The organism is Pseudomonas sp. JL27(2026) (assembly GCF_056933555.1).
Window position 1 is genome coordinate 4,085,418 of record NZ_CM167794.1, and the last position, 18,786, is coordinate 4,104,203.

Consider the following 18,786-nt stretch of genomic DNA (forward strand, 5'->3'; position numbering starts at 1 on the left):
ATGGGGCAGATTCACAAGCAACACGGCGCATCCTCACCAGCCTGGACAAAATCTCCTCCCCCCCAAACAGCTCGTCATGAAAACTATCACCCGCTTCAATGACGGCCCCAGAGCTGTAGCAGTGCACCACCGTTCGGGGTTTATGAGCATTTACCTGCAGCCTGACTTATCTCAAACGTAGTGAAAACCCTTTGGCTGACCAGACAGTCTGTAAATCTACACCCTGGCGCTCTCCGAGCACGCTTCGCTCACATGCCACATGTCGGAAGAACACATCACATGCTTGCCGCATCCTGATGCGGCTTACACAACACAAACTATCAGGCCGCTGATTATACGGCGAATACAACATAATACGGAAACCACAAGCACCGCCCCTTGGTATTCGGAGCATTCCCACCCACGAGAGACGCTAATCCAGGGGAGAGCTGTCCAAAATATCCGGCAAGCAGAGTTAAGCACGATCTGAGGCCCGACTCAATTTGAGGGCACTACTATGACAGCAGCCTCTTTATTACAAGCGCATGCTATAAGAGCCACTCTTGACAAAAAGAGATGAAGAACGCATAGAAACCCAGAATTCGAAGAGCGACAGCACGCGACTGTCACGGGAGGCAGAACTAAGGAGATACAGGTTGGCGCAGGGGCCAGATGAGCACCTCAACGGTTGGCGCTGATTAGAAGGGGCCCTGATTACATGCAGCGCCCAGTCACAAATGCGATTTATATTTACACTTGAGCACTTAAGCCATATTTGAAAGACAGCGCGACGATCCAAGATCGCATAGAGAGCGCGCACGGAACCGCTCCGAAGCCCCCGCGACACCACCCGTCATTTAATCAATATCCAAAGCGATAATTTGACAATGACAGATTTCTATCCGCCCCCCCCCCTACCAAGGGTGGCGCCGAGCCACCCACTGAAAATCACACATCAAACTATTAATCAATAGATAGATTTACTTCTCTTCGCAAGATAAAAATAGCGCCCAAGAGCTAGTAAAATCCCCAAGCCCACACCGAAAATCAACCCTCCAAAAATAATCAGAGCCTTTCTTGGTTTTATTGGACTGTCCGGCGTTTCTATCGCACCGTCCAATCGATAGACAGAAACCCCTTCCGGCTCTACTTTCAGGCTGTTATAGAAACTGTATTTACTTTGCAGCAGACGTAACCCATTGATAAAGGGATCATCTGAATCGCGAGCCTTCAGGCTTTCCACTTCTGCCTCTAAAGCCTTCGTGCCACGCAAGTAAATCAAACGACCATCCACCGCCCCTGACACATCTGCTGGAACACTTCCAGACACAATCAGTTGTTTTTCCAGACCGATTTGACCAGCAACACTCAAGGCCTCCTGAAGTTGGAAAATCGTATCCTCACGATTTTTTAATGCCCGTTCACGCAGAGAAGAAATCTGCTGCTCAATACTTCGAGCACGAACCTCAGCTTCAGAAGAAGTATCTTGGATCAACTCCTGCTTGGCAGCATCACCGGCCCGAGCCACATACAAACGTACCCAATCCGCCGCCAAAGCAGGATTCACGCCCTGCACGACAATCGAATACCTATCAGGAACATCTTTTCCTGGCACACCCGTCACAAGAGCAGCCGAAAAGTTCCGGTAGAGAATGTCTTGCGAGCTCTGGCGCTCCAACTCACTCAATGATGGCAAATAGACATCTCTAAAGAAACTTCGCCTTAAAGACTCGGACTGCAAGTTTCGCACAAATATCGCATAGACATCTTTAACCAAATACGGTGCAAGCTCAGACTCTTTAGTACGCCCATAGTTTAAGTTTGCAATATCGTTCTGAGTGGGCGGAACGATGTAGCCTCGCGCTTCATAGATAGGCACAGCTAAATATGCATAGATGATCGAGAGCAAGGTGACCGCGCCCGCCGCTATCAGGAACAACCATTTATGCAGCCATACACCACGAAAAATCTCGAGAAGATCAAAATCATCTGAGTCTCTATCAGCCACATGCTGATTCTGCATACCGTTACAATCCTTCAGTTCTTGAATCACCAAGCGGCCCCTACTGCCACACATAAAATACACTTTAAAGGTATTTTGGTAAAAGCCAAGACAGGAACACTAAAGTAAACACCCTATGTAACAGCCAAGGGCTGTGTCACCAAAATACCTCTCAACAGCCATTAAAGATAGACACATTAACCCCTAGAAAACAAATTGACTTTAGACACCCCCCTACGCAGGGTGACACTCACGAGCAGCGGAGCAACTATCAAACCTAACAAAAAGGCAAGAACAATATACAAAGATACGGGAATACTCGGCGTAGACCAACCTAGAAAAGATAAAGCTACGAGCTGCTGATTTTCAAGCATGAAAACCACAACTCCGCCGACAATCAACAACGCTATTAATACAAGCACCATCCGCTTAAACCTATGCACAGCGCCCCCGACTCCACAAGTCAAACATCATCATCCTCATCTTCATTAACCCGGTCTCTTAACTCTTTACCTGGTTTGAAGTGAGGTACAAATTTACCATCAAGACTGACAGATTGACCGGTTTTTGGATTTCGGCCGACGCGCGGCGCACGGTAGTGCAAGGAGAAGCTGCCGAAGCCACGGATCTCTATTCGATCCCCCGTGGCCAGGCACTGGGACATTTGTTCAAGCATGGTCTTGATGGCCAGCTCCACATCCTTGGATGAGAGCAGCCCTTGATGGGTGACAATTCGTTCGATCAACTCCGACTTCGTCATATTTTTCCCTTCTTTTTCAAGCAGCTAGATAAGCGCTTCAAAGGTTTTAGCATGCCTGACGAAATTTGAACAGCCCATGCAATGACTTACCGATACGGACACATTAGTGCCACAAAAGAGGCTATACGCTACACACGACAACGCACCAAAACTGCGCACCCAACGCACTATCGACACACAACAAGCATGGTTCGTGTCAGGTAGCCCGCAGGGTTCCAACCGAACGGATACTCACCTTCATCGTCCTTTGCATCGCTGGATTTCGCCAATACCTTGTAGCCTAACGGCTTGCATTCACGCGAAGCGCGTTTATAGCATTTCTCCCAACCCGAACCGAGCCCTGAACAGTCAATCTCCACACCGCTCACTCCGCGAACCACATGGGTTTTACTGTTGGTTGTGCACCCCACCAACACCAGTACTGCCAATGCCACGACAAGCTTGATCATCCTCATCCTTATGCCTGATATTCGACGACTTACCTCAAGCTGAAGCCTAGCTGTGAATTGATCATTTATCCCCTCTCGAAAAAGACACTCCGCCAGGGCTTATAGTTTCAAAAATCTAGCCCAGCAACCGGGAACGCCACCAAATCGCAGGCACAAAAAAGGGCGACCGAAGTCGCCCTTTTTCTATGGTCTGACAGAACTCAGTTCTGTTTGGCCATTGCTTGACGCAGCAGTGCCGCCATAGTGGTGTCAGCTGCTTCACCTTCCGGAGCTGCTTTCAGGCTCTGGATGGCTTCTTTCTCTTCAGCATCATCTTTCGACTTGATCGAGAGCTGAATTACGCGGCTCTTGCGATCAACGCTGATGATCTTGGCTTCTACTTCCTGACCTTCTTTCAGAACGTTGCGCGCGTCTTCAACGCGGTCACGGCTGATTTCGGAGGCTTTCAAAGTCGCTTCGATGTCGTCGGCCAGAACGATGATGGCGCCTTTGGCGTCAACTTCTTTCACGGTACCGGTAACGATGGCGCCTTTGTCGTTAACCGAGACGTACTCGGAGAACGGATCGCTTTCCAGCTGCTTGATACCCAGGGAGATACGCTCGCGCTCTGGGTCAACCGACAGGATAACGGTGTCCAGCTCGTCGCCCTTCTTGAAGCGACGTACGGCTTCTTCGCCCACTTCGTTCCAGGAGATGTCGGACAGGTGAACCAGACCGTCGATGCCGCCGTCCAGACCAATGAAGATACCGAAATCGGTGATCGACTTGATGGTGCCGGAGATTTTATCGCCCTTGTTGAACTGGCCAGAGAAATCTTCCCATGGGTTAGATTTGCACTGCTTGATGCCCAGGGAGATACGACGACGCTCTTCGTCGATGTCCAGAACCATAACTTCCACTTCGTCGCCGACTTGTACGACTTTCGAAGGGTGGATGTTCTTGTTGGTCCAGTCCATTTCGGAAACGTGTACCAGACCTTCAACGCCTTCTTCCAGCTCAGCGAAGCAGCCGTAGTCGGTCAGGTTGGTTACACGTGCGGTAACGCGAGTGCTTTCTGGGTAACGGGCTTTGATAGCAACCCATGGATCTTCGCCCAGTTGCTTGAGGCCCAGGGAAACACGATTGCGCTCGCGATCGTACTTCAGAACCTTGACATCGATCTCGTCGCCAACGTTGACGATTTCGGAAGGATGCTTGATACGCTTCCAAGCCATGTCGGTAATGTGCAGCAGGCCATCGACGCCACCCAGATCGACGAATGCGCCGTAATCGGTGAGGTTTTTGACGATACCTTTGACTTGTTGACCTTCCTGCAGGGATTCCAGCAGAGCTTCACGCTCAGCGGAGTTCTCGGCTTCGAGGACGCTACGACGGGAAACGACAACGTTGTTGCGTTTCTGGTCGAGTTTGATGACCTTGAATTCCAGCTCTTTGCCTTCCAGGTGCGTGGTGTCGCGCACAGGACGAACGTCAACCAGAGAACCAGGCAGGAACGCACGGATGCCGTTAACGTCGACAGTGAAGCCGCCTTTAACCTTACCGTTGATAACGCCCTTGACCACTTCTTCGGCTGCGAAGGCTGCTTCCAGAACGATCCAGCATTCAGCGCGCTTGGCTTTTTCACGGGACAGCTTGGTTTCACCAAAGCCGTCTTCAACCGAATCCAGCGCCACGTGAACTTCGTCACCGACGTTGATGTTCAGTTCGCCAGCGTCGTTGTAGAACTGCTCAAGCGGGATGAGTGCTTCAGACTTCAGGCCAGCGTGAACGGTTACCCAGCGAGCCTGGTAATCGATATCAACGATAACACCGGTGATGATGGAGCCTGCCTGAAGGTTCAGGGTTTTTAGGCTTTCTTCAAAGAGTTCCGCAAAGCTTTCGCTCATTTTAATTCCTGTTGATAAGGGCGAAGAAAACGCCCATCTGCCACACCCCAGACGGTGTGGGTTACGTTTATATAAAAGAAAGGCCACAGGACTATGACTGGTCCCCTGTGGTATTTCTTGGTCACCCGGCGATATCGCGAATGGCGATCTCGCTCATGATGCGTTCCAGCACCTGATCGATGGACAACTCCGTGGAATCCAGCTGTATGGCGTCAACCGCAGGCTTGAGCGGGGCTACCGCTCGCTGGGTGTCACGCTCATCGCGTACACGGATCTCATCTAGCAGACTCGACAGACTAACACCCTCGACTTTGCCCTTCAACTGCAAATAACGACGGCGCGCCCGCTCCTCGGCACTGGCGGTCAGAAAAATCTTCAACGGCGCATCGGGAAATACCACGGTGCCCATGTCGCGACCATCCGCCACCAGCCCCGGCGCTTCCTGAAAAGCTCGCTGGCGCTGAAGCAGCGCCTCTCGAACTGCCGGCAGCGCAGCGACCTGGGAAGCGCCGGCACCAGCACTTTCGGTGCGAATGTCATCGCTGACCTCGTCACCCTCCAGAATGATTCGTTGCAGCTGACCGTCCGTCGCCGCAATGAATTGCACGTCCAGATGAGCGGCAAGCTTTTTCAGCAATTCTTCATTGGTCAGATCAACACCATGATTGCGCGCCGCGAACGCCAACAAACGGTACAGCGCACCGGAATCCAGCAGGTTCCAGTTCAGACGCCTGGCAAGCATCCCGGCGATGGTGCCTTTACCGGAACCGCTAGGCCCATCGATGGTGATGACAGGTGCAATGTTGTTCACGACTGAGCCTCTTGGGCAACTCGGATACCGACTTGCGCACACAACGCGAGAAAGTTCGGGAAGGACGTCGCAACGTTCGCGCAGTCATGGATGCGAATCGGCGCACTGGCGCGCAAAGATGCAACACTGAACGCCATCGCGATTCGGTGATCACCATGACCATGGACCTCACCGCCGCCGATCTGGCCGCCGTCGATGATGATGCCATCCGGGGTCGGTTCACACTTGACGCCCAACGCCTGCAAACCATCAGCCATCACCTGAATACGATCCGACTCCTTGACCCGCAGCTCTTCGGCGCCACGCAGAATGGTCCGACCCTCGGCACAGGCAGCCGCCACGAACAGCACCGGGAATTCGTCAATCGCCAGCGGAACCAGCTCTTCGGGAATCTCGATACCCTTAAGCTTAGCTGCTCGCACACGCAAATCAGCCACCGGCTCGCCGCCGACTTCACGCTGGTTTTCCAGGGTGATATCAGCGCCCATCAGACGCAGAATATCGATGACACCGGTACGGGTCGGGTTGATGCCAACGTGCTCGAGCACGAGCTCCGAACCCTCGGCAATCGATGCCGCTACCAGGAAGAATGCCGACGAAGAAATATCACCCGGCACCTCGATATGGGTGGCGCTGAGCTTGTGACCGGACTCGACCGACGCTGTAGCACCATCGACGGTTACCGGGTAACCGAAACCGCGCAGCATGCGTTCAGTATGATCACGGGTCGGCGCCGGCTCGGTGACGGTGGTTTTACCTTCGGCATACAGCCCCGCCAGCAGCAGGCAGGACTTAACCTGGGCACTGGCCATCGGCATGGTGTAAGTCAAACCCTTGAGCTTGTTGCCGCCACGAATGATCATCGGCGGACGACCTTCAGCAGCAGTCTCGATCACCGCTCCCATTTCGCGCAGCGGGTTGGCCACACGATTCATCGGACGCTTGGACAGCGACGCATCGCCGGTCAGGGTACTGTCGAAGCTCTGCGCAGCCAGGAGGCCAGACAGCAGACGCATCGACGTACCCGAGTTGCCCAGATAGATCGGGCCAGGCGCAGGTTTCAGACCCTGCAGACCCACACCGTGGATAGTCACGCGGCCATGGTGCGGACCTTCGATCACCACACCCATGTCGCGGAATGCCTGCAAGGTCGCCAGGGCGTCTTCGCCCTCAAGGAAGCCTTCGACTTCGGTAACGCCTTCAGCGAGAGAACCGAGCATGATCGAACGGTGGGAAATCGACTTGTCACCGGGTACACGAATCCGCCCACTCAGGCGGCCACCAGGATTTGCCAGGAAAATCAGATCGTTGGAGTTCATAGCGTCCACATAGGCCCGACGGGCCAGGATTTTACTGAAATGCTCGCGGGCAACCCGGGCGCGTGTGAACACGCCCAACAGTTGGTGCCCATCCCCTGCATCGACCGCGTCGCGCAAGGCGTCGAGGTCGCTGCGAAATGTATCGAGTGTGCGCAGGACAGCGTCGCGGTTGGCGAGAAAGATGTCGTGCCACATGACCGGGTCGCTACCGGCGATTCTTGTGAAATCGCGGAAACCGCCCGCAGCGTAACGGAAGATATCAAGGTTTTCATTGCGTTTAGCCAACGAATCAACCAAACCGAACGCCAGCAAGTGCGGCAAGTGGCTGGTGGCCGCCAGCACTTCATCGTGACGCTCGACCTGCATATGCTCGACATCCGCACCCAGTTCGCACCAGAGCCGGTCGACCACCGCCAGTGCAGCAGGATCGGTTTGCTCAAGCGGCGTCAGGATCACTTTGTGCCGACGGAACAGCTGGGCATTTGAAGCCTCTACCCCGCTCTGCTCGGAGCCCGCGATCGGATGCCCCGGTACAAAGCGCGCCGGCATACCACCAAAGGCCTCGGTCGCGGCGCGTACCACATTGCCTTTCGCGCTGCCGACATCGGTCAGAATCGCAGAACCCAGGTCCATGCCCGCCAACAGCGCCAGCAGTTTTTCCATGGCCAGGATCGGCACCGCCAGTTGAATGACATCCGCACCACGACACGCAATGGCGAGGTCGTCTTCGCAACGATCGACCACCCCCAGCTCAACGGCCAATTTTCGCGATTGAGGATCGAGATCAACGCCCACCACTTCACGGCACAAACCGCTTTCACGAAGCCCCTTGGCAAACGAACCGCCGATCAGCCCCAGACCGACCACCACCAGGCGACCAATCATAGGCACGGCAGGTTGCACAGCAATGACATCAACCACGAGCCAGAACCTTGGTCAGCGCCTCAAGAAAGCGGCTGTTTTCAGCTGGCAGGCCGACAGTGACACGCAGATGATTCGGCATGCCGTAATTGGCCACCGGACGCACGATCACACCTTCACGCAGCAAGCCCTGGAAAACCGGCGCAGCCACCTGCCCCACGTCCACGCAAATAAAGTTACCTCTGGACTCGATCCAGCTCAGCCCCAACTCACGAAAGCCCGCTTCCAGTTGCTGCATGCCCGACTCGTTCAACCGACGGCTTTGCGCCAGGTACTCTTCGTCCTTCAACGCCGCGCAGGCCGCCGCGAGGGCCAGGCTGTTGACATTGAATGGCTGGCGTACGCGGTTCAGCACATCCGCCACCACCGCCGTCGACAAGCCATAACCAACGCGTAGCGCCGCCAGGCCATAGGCCTTGGAGAAGGTCCGGGAAACCAGCAAGTTCGGATAAGCCGCAAGGAAATCCAGGCCGTCCGGCAGATCGCTGCCTTCGGCGTACTCGATGTAGGCCTCGTCCAGCACCACCAGCACACGCTCTGGTACGTCCTGGAGGAATTCATCCAGCGCTTCAGCGCTGAACCAGGTCCCGGTCGGGTTGTTCGGGTTGGCGATGAAGATCACACGAGTGTTGCCGTCGATAGCATCCAGCATGGCTGGCAGGTCATGCCCCCAGTTTTTCGCTGGAATCACTCGCGCCTCGGCACCGACCGCCTGAGTGACAATCGGATACACCGCAAAAGCGTGCTCGCTGAACACTGCATTCAGGCCCGGCGCCAGATAGGCGCGCGCCACCAGTTCAAGAATGTCGTTGGAACCATTGCCCAATGTCACTTGATTGAGTTCGACCCGGCATTGCTCAGCCAGCAAGGTTTTCAATGCAAAACCGTTGCCGTCTGGATAACGGGTCAGCTCGGCCAACTCTTCGCGAATCGCCGCCAGCGCTTTGGGGCTGGCGCCCAGCGGGTTTTCGTTGCTCGCCAACTTGACGATTTTTGCCGGATCAAGATCCAGCTCGCGAGCCAGTTCGTCCACAGGCTTGCCCGGAACGTAAGGCGAAAGTTGTTGCACGCCTGGCTGCGCCAGAGCGAGGAAGTCGCCACTCATTGTTAACGCCCTTACAGAACTGCTTTGGGGTAGGAACCCAACACTTTAAGTGCCACTGCTTCCTGACTGATCTTTTCCAGCACGCCCTTGACCAGCGGATCGCGATGATGGCCCAGGAAATCGATGAAGAACACGTAGGTCCATTTACCGCTGCGCGACGGACGGGTTTCAATCCGCGTCAGATCGATACCGTTGTCATGGAACGGCACCAGCAACTCATGGAGCGCGCCAGGCTTGTTGCTCATGGACACGATGATCGAGGTCTTGTCGTCGCCGGTCGGCGGCACTTCCTGGCTGCCAATCATCAGGAATCGCGTGGAGTTATCCGGACGGTCCTCGATTTTCTCGGCCAGACGGGTCAACCCGTACAAACTTGCCGCCATGTCGCCGGCAATCGCTGCCGAATTCCACTCACCCTTGACCCGCTTCGCGGCCTCGGCATTGCTCGATACCGCCACGCGCTCAACGTTCGGGTAATGAGCATCCAGCCACTTACGGCACTGGGCCAGTGACTGCGCATGGGAGTAGATGCGGCTGATGCTGTCGGTCTTGGTGTTCTCACCGACCAGCAAGTGGTGGTGAATCCGCAGCTCGACTTCGCCACAAATGACCATGTCATGCTCAAGGAAGCTGTCGAGGGTGTGGTTGACCGCGCCCTCGGTGGAGTTTTCCACCGGGACCACGCCAAAGTTCACCGCACCCGCGGCCACTTCACGGAACACTTCGTCGATCGCCGCCATTGGCTTGCTGATCACTGCGTGACCAAAATGCTTCATGGCCGCCGCTTGGGTGAAGGTCCCTTCAGGGCCGAGATAAGCCACTTTCAGCGGCTGCTCGAGCGCCAGGCACGAAGACATGATTTCGCGGAACAACCGCGCCATCTCTTCGTTGCCCAGCGGCCCCTGGTTACGCTCCATCACGCGTTTGAGCACCTGAGCTTCACGCTCAGGGCGATAGAACACCGGCACTTCGCCTTCGGCCAGCGAGGCCATCTTTACTCGCGCGACTTCCTGGGCGCAGCGCGCACGCTCACTGATCAGCTCCAGGACTTTTTCGTCCAGGCTGTCAATGCGCAGGCGCAGTGCCTTGAGTTCTTGCTCAGACATTAACCGTGTTCCTTCTCGAACTCTGCCATGTACGCCACCAACGCGTTGACGGCGTGGATGTCGACGGCGTTGTAGATAGAGGCACGCATGCCGCCTACCGAACGGTGACCCTTGAGGTTCAGCAGGCCGCGTGCATCGGCACCCGCCAGGAACGGCTTGTCGAGACGATCGTCAGCCAAACGGAATGGCACGTTCATCCACGAGCGGTCGGTCTTGTTGATCGGGTTGCTGTACAAGCCGCTGGCGTCGATGAAGTCATACAGCGTGCGCTGCTTGACTTCATTGAGCTTGCCAATGGCTTCAACACCACCCTGCTCTTTCAGCCATTCGAACACAAGACCGGACAAGTACCAGGCCAGGGTCGGCGGGGTGTTGTACATCGAGCCGTTGTCGGCTGCGACCTTGTAATCGAGCATGGTCGGGCAGAACGAACGGGCGCGCCCCAGCAGGTCTTCACGGATGATGTTGACGACAATGCCGCTCGGGCCGATGTTTTTCTGCGCGCCGGCGTAGATCATGCCGAAACGCGAAACATCCATCGGACGCGAAAGGATGTCCGAAGACATGTCGGCGACCAGCGGTACATCACCGGTTTCCGGGACCCAGTTGAACTCCAGGCCACCGATGGTTTCGTTCGGCGCGTAGTGCACGTAGGCAGCATCTCGCGACAATTCCCACTCGTTCTGACCGGGAATGGCGAAATAGTCGTAAGGCTTGGCAGTAGCGGCAACATTGACGTGGCCGTAACGCGAGGCTTCTTCAATGGCTTTCTGCGACCAGATACCGGTGTCGATGTAGTCGGCCGTCGCATTCTCCGGCAACAGGTTCAGCGGGATCTGAGCAAACTGCTGGCTCGCGCCACCTTGCAGAAACAGCACTTTGTAGTTCGAAGGGATATTGAGCAGATCGCGCAGATCCTGCTCGGCCTTGGTGGCAATGGACACGAACTCATCGCTGCGATGGCTCATTTCCATGACGGACAGGCCTTTGCCGTGCCAGTCGAGAAGTTCACCCTGGGCGCGCTGCAGAACAGCTTCAGGAAGCGCCGCGGGACCGGCACAGAAGTTATAGGCTCTCTTGCTCACATCCAATCTCGCTCTGATTTGGTGGGATCACGTAATAAATCACGATATCAGTCGACACAGACCTCATGCGAGAGCGGGCTTGCTCGCGAAAGCGTTGCAACAGTCGACATCTACAGTGAGAGTCAATCTGTCTTCGCGAGCAAGCCCGCCCCCACATTGGATCTTCGTGAGTGTCGAAACATTCTTAAGGGACAAACAACAAGGGGGCGAATCTTCATCCGCCCCCTTATTTGTCCGCTTATTCCTTCGGCTCTTCGTCGGCAGTTGCGTCGAGTTGCTGATCTTCGACAGCGTCGTCGATCACGACTTCGCCTTCAAGCTCAACACCCTCTTCACCTTCCAGCTCTTCGCCTTCGACTTCCGATGGCTCCTGAACCCGCTCCAGGCCGACCAGCGTTTCATCACTGGCCAGTTTGATCAGCGTCACGCCCTGGGTGTTACGACCCAGGCTGGACACTTCATCAACGCGAGTACGCACCAGGGTGCCCTGGTCGGAAATCAGCATGATTTCCTCACCGTCGAGCACCTGGACAGCACCGACCAGACGGCCGTTACGCTCGTTGCTGACCATGGCGATAACGCCCTGACCGCCACGCTTGTACTCAGGGAACTCGGTGATAGCAGTACGCTTGCCGAAACCACGCGCCGAAGCGGTGAGGATCTGGCTGCCTTCTTCCGGGATCAGCATGGAAATCAGCTTCTGGCCTTCCGGCAGGCGCATGCCGCGGACACCACGAGCGGTACGGCCCATGGCACGCACGTCGGACTCTTTGAAGCGCGTCACCTTGCCGCCGTCGGAGAACAGCATGACTTCACGCTCGCCATCGGTAATGGCAGCCGAAATCAGTACGTCGCCCTCGTCCAGCTCCAGCGCGATCAAACCAACGCTGCGTTGACGGCTGAAGGATTCCAGCGGGGTCTTCTTCACGGTGCCATTGGCGGTGGCCATGAAGATGAAGTGACCTTCGGTGTATTCCTCGACCGGCAGCATGGTGGTGATGTATTCACCATCGTCCAGCGGCAGCAGGTTGACCAGCGGACGACCGCGAGCAGCGCGGGATGCTTCAGGGATTTCGTAGGTTTTCAGCCAGTACACCTTGCCCTTGCTGGAGAACAGCAACAACGTGGTGTGACTGTTGGCAACCAGCAGGTGAGCGATGTAGTCCTCATCCTTGACGCCGGTAGCCGATTTGCCTTTACCGCCACGACGCTGGGCCTGGTACGCCGCCAATGGCTGGGTCTTGGCATAGCCACCGTGGGAGATGGTCACGACGCGCTCTTCTTCCGGGATCATGTCACCCAGGGTCAGGTCCAGACGCGCATCAAGAATCTCGGTGCGACGCACATCGCCATACTCGGCGCGGATCACTTCCAGCTCTTCGCGGATCACTTCCATCAGGCGCACAGCGCTGTTGAGGATGCGGATCAGTTCGCCGATCTGGTTGAGGATCTCTTGATACTCGGCCAGCAGTTTTTCGTGCTCCAGGCCGGTCAGACGGTGCAGACGCAGCTCCAGGATGGCTTGCGCCTGTTCTGGCGACAGGAAGTACTTGCCTTCGCGCAGACCGTATTGCGGGTCCAGGGTCTCTGGACGGCAAGAGTCGGCACCAGCACGCTCGACCATCGCGACCACGGCGGAGGATTCCCAGGCAGTGCTGATCAGCGCTTCCTTGGCTTCCGACGGGGTTGGCGAGGCCTTGATCAGCGCGATGACCGGGTCGATGTTCGACAGGGCAACGGCCTGACCTTCGAGAATGTGGCCACGCTCGCGGGCTTTACGCAGTTCGAACACGGTACGACGGGTCACCACTTCGCGACGGTGACGCACGAAGGCTTCCAGCAGATCCTTGAGGTTCAGGATCCGCGGGCGGCCGTCGATCAGCGCAACGATGTTGATACCAAACACCGCTTGCAGCTGGGTCTGGGCGTAGAGGTTGTTGAGGATCACCTCAGGCACTTCACCGCGACGCAGCTCGATCACGACGCGCATACCGTCCTTGTCGGATTCGTCGCGCAGTTCGGTGATGCCTTCCAGCTTCTTCTCTTTAACCAGCTCGGCGATCTTCTCGATCAAACGCGCCTTGTTCAACTGGTAAGGGAGCTCGGTGATGACGATCTGCTGACGGCCACCGACCTTGTCGATGTCTTCGATCATCGACCGGGCGCGCATGTAAATACGGCCACGACCAGTGCGGTAGGCTTCGATGATGCCGGCGCGACCGTTGATGATCGCGGCAGTCGGGAAGTCCGGGCCCGGAATGTACTGCATCAGCTCATCGACGGTCAGCTCAGGGTTGTCGATGAGTGCCAGGCAACCGTCGATGACTTCACCGAGGTTGTGCGGCGGGATGTTGGTCGCCATGCCCACGGCGATACCGCTGGAGCCGTTGACCAACAGGTTGGGAATACGGGTCGGCATGACCGCCGGGATCATTTCGGTGCCGTCGTAGTTCGGCACCCAGTCCACGGTTTCTTTGTGCAGGTCAGCCAGCAGCTCGTGCGCCAGCTTGGTCATGCGCACTTCGGTGTATCGCATTGCCGCGGCGTTGTCGCCATCGACCGAACCGAAGTTGCCTTGGCCGTCGACCAGCAGGTAGCGCAGCGAGAATGGCTGCGCCATACGAACGATGGTGTCGTACACCGCGGTATCACCGTGCGGGTGATACTTACCGATCACGTCACCGACAACACGGGCAGATTTCTTGTACGGCTTGTTGAAGTCGTTACCCAGCTCGCTCATCGCGAACAGCACACGCCGATGCACGGGCTTCAAGCCATCGCGCGCATCAGGCAGTGCCCGACCGACAATTACGCTCATCGCGTAGTCGAGGTAGGACTGTTTCAGCTCGTCTTCGATATTGACCGGGAGGATTTCTTTGGCCAGTTCGCCCATGAGAAGCCTGATTCCTTTTTCTGGTGAAACTTCGTCACATCCATTTGGGACGAACGAAGCTCGCCGCTACCGGCTGAGTGCCATGCAGCGACTTACGACAAATCAACGAGTTAAGCCATGGATCTGCGCAGTAAAGACAACCCCGCGGGACTGCCTCGGAAAACGCCGGATGTTATCACAAGAGCCGCCACGCACCTATCCCCCAGATGCGCATGGAGCATAGTTAGTTGACCGATGACAGGCTTGACGGCGACGAGAGAGGCTTAGAGCCAGATTTCAGGCCTGACTCCGGCTGATTTGTTGACCTTGAAGGCCCCTTCGCGAGCAAGCCCGCTCCCACACTCGGCCGTATCTAACTGAGGAGCTCGGTCAAATGTGGGAACGGGCTTGCTCGCGAAGGTGATTTATCAGGCGCCCGAGATCATCAATGCAGACGCTTGCGGCACATCAGTTGCGCCATTTTCGCGGCGTCGGGGCGTTCGACGATGCCTTTCTCGGTAACGATAGCGTCGATCAGATCGGCCGGGGTCACGTCGAACACCGGATTGAACGCCTCGACATCAGCCCCCACGCGCTTGCCGCCCACCTCCAGCAACTCACTGCCATCACGCTCTTCAATCGGGATGTCTTCGCCACTGGCCAGGTTCATGTCGATGGTCGAACTCGGCGCTACCACCATGAAGCGCACCCCGTGGTGCATGGCGTTGACCGCCAGTTGATAGGTGCCGATCTTGTTCGCCACGTCGCCGTTGGCGGTAATGCGGTCGGCACCGACGATCACCCAGGTCACGCCCTTGGTCTTCATGATGTGCGCGGCCGCGGAGTCAGCGTTCAGTGTCACCGGGATACCCTCGTTTGCCAGCTCCCAGGCCGTGAGCCGCGAACCTTGCAGCCAGGGACGGGTTTCGTCGGCATAAACCCGCTCGACCATACCTTCCAGGAACGCCGCACGAATCACCCCCAGCGCAGTGCCAAAGCCGCCCGTGGCGAGTGCACCGGTGTTGCAATGCGTGAGAATGGCCTGGGCATTACCCTGATGCTTGCGAATCAGGTCGACGCCTAACTGAGCCATGGTCAGGTTGGCTTCGCGATCGCTTTCGTGAATGGCGATGGCCTCCGCCTCCAGCGCCGCCAGAGGGTCTGCATCTTCCTTGAGGCGATCCAGGCGGTCACGCATGCGACTCAAGGCCCAGAACAGATTCACCGCCGTTGGACGGGAATCGGCCAGCAACGCGTAATCCTCCTCCCACGCAGCCTGCCAGTCACCGCCCTCGGCAATTCGGGCGCGAGCTGAAAGCACCATGCCATATGCCGCACTGATGCCGATTGCCGGAGCGCCACGCACCACCATCGAACGAATGGCCTCAGCCACACCCGCGGCGCTGGTGTAGGCGATCCAGGTTTCCTCGAACGGCAAAATGCGCTGATCCAGCAAGTACAGGGCGCCATCTCGCCAATCGATGGCCTTGACCTTCTCCGCTGCCAACAGTCGATCGCGCATCCTTCACCCCGCACTCATGAACAAAAGCCGCCGATTATAGCGATCCCCCCGCGAAGACGCTCGGGTATACTTCGCCATCCTTTACAAAAGCACTGGACCGAACCCTCGATGCCAAACCCTGCCGCTGCGCTCGACCTACTCTTGCTGCCGACCTGGTTAGTACCTGTCGAACCCGCTGGCGTGGTCCTCAAAGAGCACGGCCTGGGCATTCGCGACGGCCGCATCGTCTTCATTGGTCCGCGTAGCGAGGCCCTGAAACTCAAGGCCATCGAGGTCCGCGAACTGCCGGACATGCTGCTCAGCCCCGGCCTGATCAACGCCCACGGGCATGCGGCGATGACGTTGTTCCGTGGCCTGGCCGATGACCTGCCACTGATGACCTGGCTGGAACAGCATATCTGGCCCGCCGAGGCCAAGTGGGTCGATGAAGCCTTTGTGCGTGATGGCACCGACCTGGCCATCGCCGAGCAAATCAAAGGGGGCATCACCTGCTTTTCGGACATGTACTTCTTTCCGAAAGTGGCCAGCGAGCGCGTCCATAACAGCGGCATTCGCGCCCAAATCGCCATCCCGATCCTGGACTTTCCGATTCCAGGCGCCAGCGATGCGGATGAAGCTATCCGTCAGGGCGTGGAGCTGTTCAGCGACCTCAAGCATCACCCCCGGATCAAAATCACCTTCGGCCCCCATGCACCGTACACCGTCAGCGACGAAAGCCTGGAGAAAATCCGGATCATCGCCGAAGAACTGGACGCGGCCATTCACATGCACGTCCACGAAACCGCCTTCGAAGTGCAGCAGTCGGTAGAACAGCGCGGCGAGCGCCCGCTGGCCCGGCTCGGACGCCTGGGCTTGCTCGGGCCGCGCTTCCAGGCCGTTCACATGACCCAGATCAGCGATGAAGACCTGGCGTTGCTGGTAGAAAGCAACACCCATGTGGTTCATTGCCCCGAATCGAACCTGAAGCTGGCCAGCGGTTTCTGCCCGGTAGAGCGCCTGTGGCAGGCCGGGGTCAATGTGGCGGTGGGCACCGACGGTGCGGCCAGCAACAATGACCTGGACCTGCTCGGCGAAACCCGCACTGCCGCCCTGCTGGCCAAAGCCGTCGCGGGCTCGGCCACCGCACTGGATGCGCATCGTGCCCTGCGCATGGCCACGCTCAACGGTGCCCGCGCGCTGGGGCTGGAAACGGAAACCGGCTCGCTGGAAATCGGCAAAGCCGCTGACCTGGTGGCTTTCGACCTGTCCGGCCTGGCCCAACAACCGATCTACGACCCGGTGTCGCAGCTTATCTACGCCACCGGCCGGGACTGCGTGAAACACCTTTGGGTCGCCGGCAAACATTTGCTCGACGACCGGCGCCTGACGCGCCTGGATGAACAACAGCTGAGTGCCACCGCCAAGGCGTGGGGCCAGCGCATCGGCGGTCATGCCGAATAAGGCCGCCGCGAACAGATACAACCTTGGGGCAAGCCTCGAGGCATCAGGATTTTTCAAGTTTAGAGGACAGACCCATGAGCAACGTCGACCACGCTGAAATCGCCAAATTCGAAGCCCTGGCCCACCGCTGGTGGGACCGCGAAAGCGAGTTCAAACCGCTGCACGACATCAACCCGCTGCGGGTGAACTGGATTGACGAGCGCGTCAACCTGGCCGGCAAGAAAGTGCTCGACGTCGGGTGTGGCGGCGGCATCCTCAGCGAAGCCATGGCCCAGCGCGGCGCAACGGTCATGGGCATCGACATGGGCGAAGCGCCGCTGGCGGTTGCCCAACTGCATCAGCTGGAATCGGGCGTCAACGTGGAGTACCGCCAGATCACCGCCGAAGCCTTGGCTGACGAGATGCCCGAGCAGTTCGACGTGGTCACCTGCCTGGAAATGCTCGAACACGTGCCGGACCCGTCTTCGGTCATCCGCGCCTGCTTTCGCATGGTCAAACCCGGCGGCCAGGTGTTTCTCTCCACCATCAACCGCAACCCCAAGGCCTACCTGTTCGCCATCATCGGCGCCGAGTACATCATGAAGTTGCTGCCGCGCGGCACCCACGACTTCAAGAAGTTCATCCGCCCCTCCGAGCTGGGTGCCTGGAGCCGCATGGCAGGCCTGACCGTCAAGGACATCATCGGCTTGACGTACAACCCGCTGACCAAGCACTACAAGCTGGGCAACGACGTTGACGTCAACTACATGATCCAGACCCTGCGCGAGGAATAAGCACATGCGTATCAGAGCAGTCCTTTTCGACATGGACGGCACCCTGCTCGACACCGCGCCGGACTTCATTGCCATCTGCCAGGCGATGCGCGCCGATCGCGGGCTGCCGCCGATGAACGACAAGCATATCCGCGACGAAATTTCCGGAGGCGCCAAGGCGATGGTCGCAGTGACCTTTTCCATGGACCCGGAATCGCCAGGCTTTGAAGCGCTGCGCCAGGAATTCCTGGAGCGCTACCTCAAAGACTGCGCAGTCCACAGCACACTCTTCGACGGCATGAGCGAACTGCTGGCCGACATCGAAGGCGCCAACCTGATCTGGGGCGTTGTCACCAACAAACCCCTGCGCTTTGCCGAACCGATCATGCAGCAACTGGGGCTGGCCGAGCGTTCGGCGCTGCTGATCTGCCCGGATCACGTGAAGAACAGCAAGCCGGACCCGGAACCACTGACACTGGCGTGCAAAATGCTCGACCTGGACCCGGCCAGCGTCCTGTTTGTCGGCGATGACTTGCGTGATATCGAGTCGGGCCGCGATGCCGGCACCAAAACCGCCGCCGTGACCTATGGCTACATTCACCCGGACGACAACCCGCGGCACTGGGGCGCAGACGTCGTGGTCGATCACCCGCTGGAGCTGCGCAAGGTTTTGGATAGCGCTCTGTGCAGTTGCTAAGCCGCACGGTTTTTATGGCGAGGGAGCTTGCTCCCGCTGGGGCGCGAAGCGGCCCCGCCGTCTACGACCACATTCTGTCA

15 protein-coding genes are annotated in these 18,786 nt (G+C 57.5%); 3 read left to right on the plus strand and 12 right to left on the minus strand.

Features of this window, described 5'->3' with window-relative positions:
• Positions 1-946: 946 nt before the first annotated feature.
• The 12 genes from AC1Z1G_RS18580 to mtnA form a co-directional block, all read right to left on the minus strand.
• Positions 947-2,032, minus strand: a complete 1,086-nt coding sequence (locus AC1Z1G_RS18580) for an LPS O-antigen chain length determinant protein WzzB (RefSeq protein WP_483621620.1) — start codon at positions 2,030-2,032, stop codon at positions 947-949.
• Positions 2,033-2,178: 146 nt separating this feature from the next.
• The gene (locus tag AC1Z1G_RS18585) at positions 2,179-2,406 is read right to left on the minus strand and encodes a lipopolysaccharide assembly protein LapA domain-containing protein (protein WP_483621622.1); all 228 of its coding nucleotides are present in this window, start codon (positions 2,404-2,406) and stop codon (positions 2,179-2,181) included.
• Between the two features lie 38 nt (positions 2,407-2,444).
• Positions 2,445-2,741, minus strand: coding sequence for an integration host factor subunit beta (ihfB, locus tag AC1Z1G_RS18590; protein ID WP_030141011.1), 297 nt, complete (start codon positions 2,739-2,741; stop codon positions 2,445-2,447).
• A 167-nt stretch (positions 2,742-2,908) separates the two neighbouring features.
• Entirely contained in the window at positions 2,909-3,190 is a 282-nt protein-coding gene (locus AC1Z1G_RS18595; RefSeq protein ID WP_483621624.1) for a hypothetical protein, read from the minus strand.
• A 200-nt stretch (positions 3,191-3,390) separates the two neighbouring features.
• A complete protein-coding gene (rpsA, locus tag AC1Z1G_RS18600) occupies positions 3,391-5,076 on the minus strand; it encodes a 30S ribosomal protein S1 (RefSeq protein WP_414871834.1) in 1,686 nt (561 codons plus the stop codon).
• Between the two features lie 121 nt (positions 5,077-5,197).
• Positions 5,198-5,887 (minus strand): (d)CMP kinase, encoded by a 690-nt coding sequence (gene cmk / locus AC1Z1G_RS18605; RefSeq protein ID WP_483621626.1) that lies wholly within the window; start codon positions 5,885-5,887, stop codon positions 5,198-5,200.
• On the minus strand, positions 5,884-8,091 hold the full coding sequence (locus AC1Z1G_RS18610) for a bifunctional prephenate dehydrogenase/3-phosphoshikimate 1-carboxyvinyltransferase (protein ID WP_483627911.1): 2,208 nt from the start codon (positions 8,089-8,091) through the stop codon (positions 5,884-5,886). The genes cmk and AC1Z1G_RS18610 overlap by 4 nt, the downstream gene beginning before the upstream one ends.
• Before the next feature lie 28 nt (positions 8,092-8,119).
• The gene (gene hisC / locus AC1Z1G_RS18615) at positions 8,120-9,232 is read right to left on the minus strand and encodes a histidinol-phosphate transaminase (RefSeq protein WP_483621628.1); all 1,113 of its coding nucleotides are present in this window, start codon (positions 9,230-9,232) and stop codon (positions 8,120-8,122) included.
• 11 nt (positions 9,233-9,243) lie between these two features.
• Positions 9,244-10,338, minus strand: a complete 1,095-nt coding sequence (gene pheA / locus AC1Z1G_RS18620; protein WP_483621630.1) for a prephenate dehydratase — start codon at positions 10,336-10,338, stop codon at positions 9,244-9,246.
• On the minus strand, positions 10,338-11,423 hold the full coding sequence (serC, locus tag AC1Z1G_RS18625; RefSeq protein ID WP_483621632.1) for a 3-phosphoserine/phosphohydroxythreonine transaminase: 1,086 nt from the start codon (positions 11,421-11,423) through the stop codon (positions 10,338-10,340). Before serC ends, pheA begins: the two co-directional genes overlap by 1 nt.
• Before the next feature lie 238 nt (positions 11,424-11,661).
• The gene (gyrA, locus tag AC1Z1G_RS18630) at positions 11,662-14,316 is read right to left on the minus strand and encodes a DNA gyrase subunit A (RefSeq protein ID WP_483621634.1); all 2,655 of its coding nucleotides are present in this window, start codon (positions 14,314-14,316) and stop codon (positions 11,662-11,664) included.
• A 424-nt stretch (positions 14,317-14,740) separates the two neighbouring features.
• Entirely contained in the window at positions 14,741-15,817 is a 1,077-nt protein-coding gene (gene mtnA, locus AC1Z1G_RS18635) for an S-methyl-5-thioribose-1-phosphate isomerase (protein WP_483621636.1), read from the minus strand.
• A 108-nt stretch (positions 15,818-15,925) separates the two neighbouring features.
• On the opposite strand from mtnA, the gene AC1Z1G_RS18640 reads away from it, so the two are divergent.
• The 3 genes from AC1Z1G_RS18640 (at position 15,926) to mupP (ending at position 18,706) form a co-directional block, all read left to right on the plus strand.
• Positions 15,926-17,257, plus strand: a complete 1,332-nt coding sequence (locus AC1Z1G_RS18640) for a TRZ/ATZ family hydrolase (RefSeq protein ID WP_483621638.1) — start codon at positions 15,926-15,928, stop codon at positions 17,255-17,257.
• Between the two features lie 74 nt (positions 17,258-17,331).
• On the plus strand, positions 17,332-18,030 hold the full coding sequence (ubiG, locus tag AC1Z1G_RS18645; protein ID WP_483621639.1) for a bifunctional 2-polyprenyl-6-hydroxyphenol methylase/3-demethylubiquinol 3-O-methyltransferase UbiG: 699 nt from the start codon (positions 17,332-17,334) through the stop codon (positions 18,028-18,030).
• Between the two features lie 4 nt (positions 18,031-18,034).
• The gene (mupP, locus tag AC1Z1G_RS18650) at positions 18,035-18,706 is read left to right on the plus strand and encodes an N-acetylmuramic acid 6-phosphate phosphatase MupP (protein WP_483621640.1); all 672 of its coding nucleotides are present in this window, start codon (positions 18,035-18,037) and stop codon (positions 18,704-18,706) included.
• Positions 18,707-18,786 lie beyond the last annotated feature (80 nt).

Coding starts and splice junctions, on each gene's coding strand:
- AC1Z1G_RS18585 (WP_483621622.1), bottom strand. CDS start 2,406: ATGGTGCTTGTATTAATAGCGTTGTTGATTGTCGGCGGAGTTGTGGTT.
- ihfB (WP_030141011.1), bottom strand. CDS start 2,741: ATGACGAAGTCGGAGTTGATCGAACGAATTGTCACCCATCAAGGGCTG.
- AC1Z1G_RS18595 (WP_483621624.1), bottom strand. CDS start 3,190: ATGATCAAGCTTGTCGTGGCATTGGCAGTACTGGTGTTGGTGGGGTGC.
- rpsA (WP_414871834.1), bottom strand. CDS start 5,076: ATGAGCGAAAGCTTTGCGGAACTCTTTGAAGAAAGCCTAAAAACCCTG.
- AC1Z1G_RS18610 (WP_483627911.1), bottom strand. CDS start 8,091: ATGATTGGTCGCCTGGTGGTGGTCGGTCTGGGGCTGATCGGCGGTTCG.
- hisC (WP_483621628.1), bottom strand. CDS start 9,232: ATGAGTGGCGACTTCCTCGCTCTGGCGCAGCCAGGCGTGCAACAACTT.
- pheA (WP_483621630.1), bottom strand. CDS start 10,338: ATGTCTGAGCAAGAACTCAAGGCACTGCGCCTGCGCATTGACAGCCTG.
- gyrA (WP_483621634.1), bottom strand. CDS start 14,316: ATGGGCGAACTGGCCAAAGAAATCCTCCCGGTCAATATCGAAGACGAG.
- mtnA (WP_483621636.1), bottom strand. CDS start 15,817: ATGCGCGATCGACTGTTGGCAGCGGAGAAGGTCAAGGCCATCGATTGG.
- AC1Z1G_RS18640 (WP_483621638.1), top strand. CDS start 15,926: ATGCCAAACCCTGCCGCTGCGCTCGACCTACTCTTGCTGCCGACCTGG.
- ubiG (WP_483621639.1), top strand. CDS start 17,332: ATGAGCAACGTCGACCACGCTGAAATCGCCAAATTCGAAGCCCTGGCC.
- mupP (WP_483621640.1), top strand. CDS start 18,035: ATGCGTATCAGAGCAGTCCTTTTCGACATGGACGGCACCCTGCTCGAC.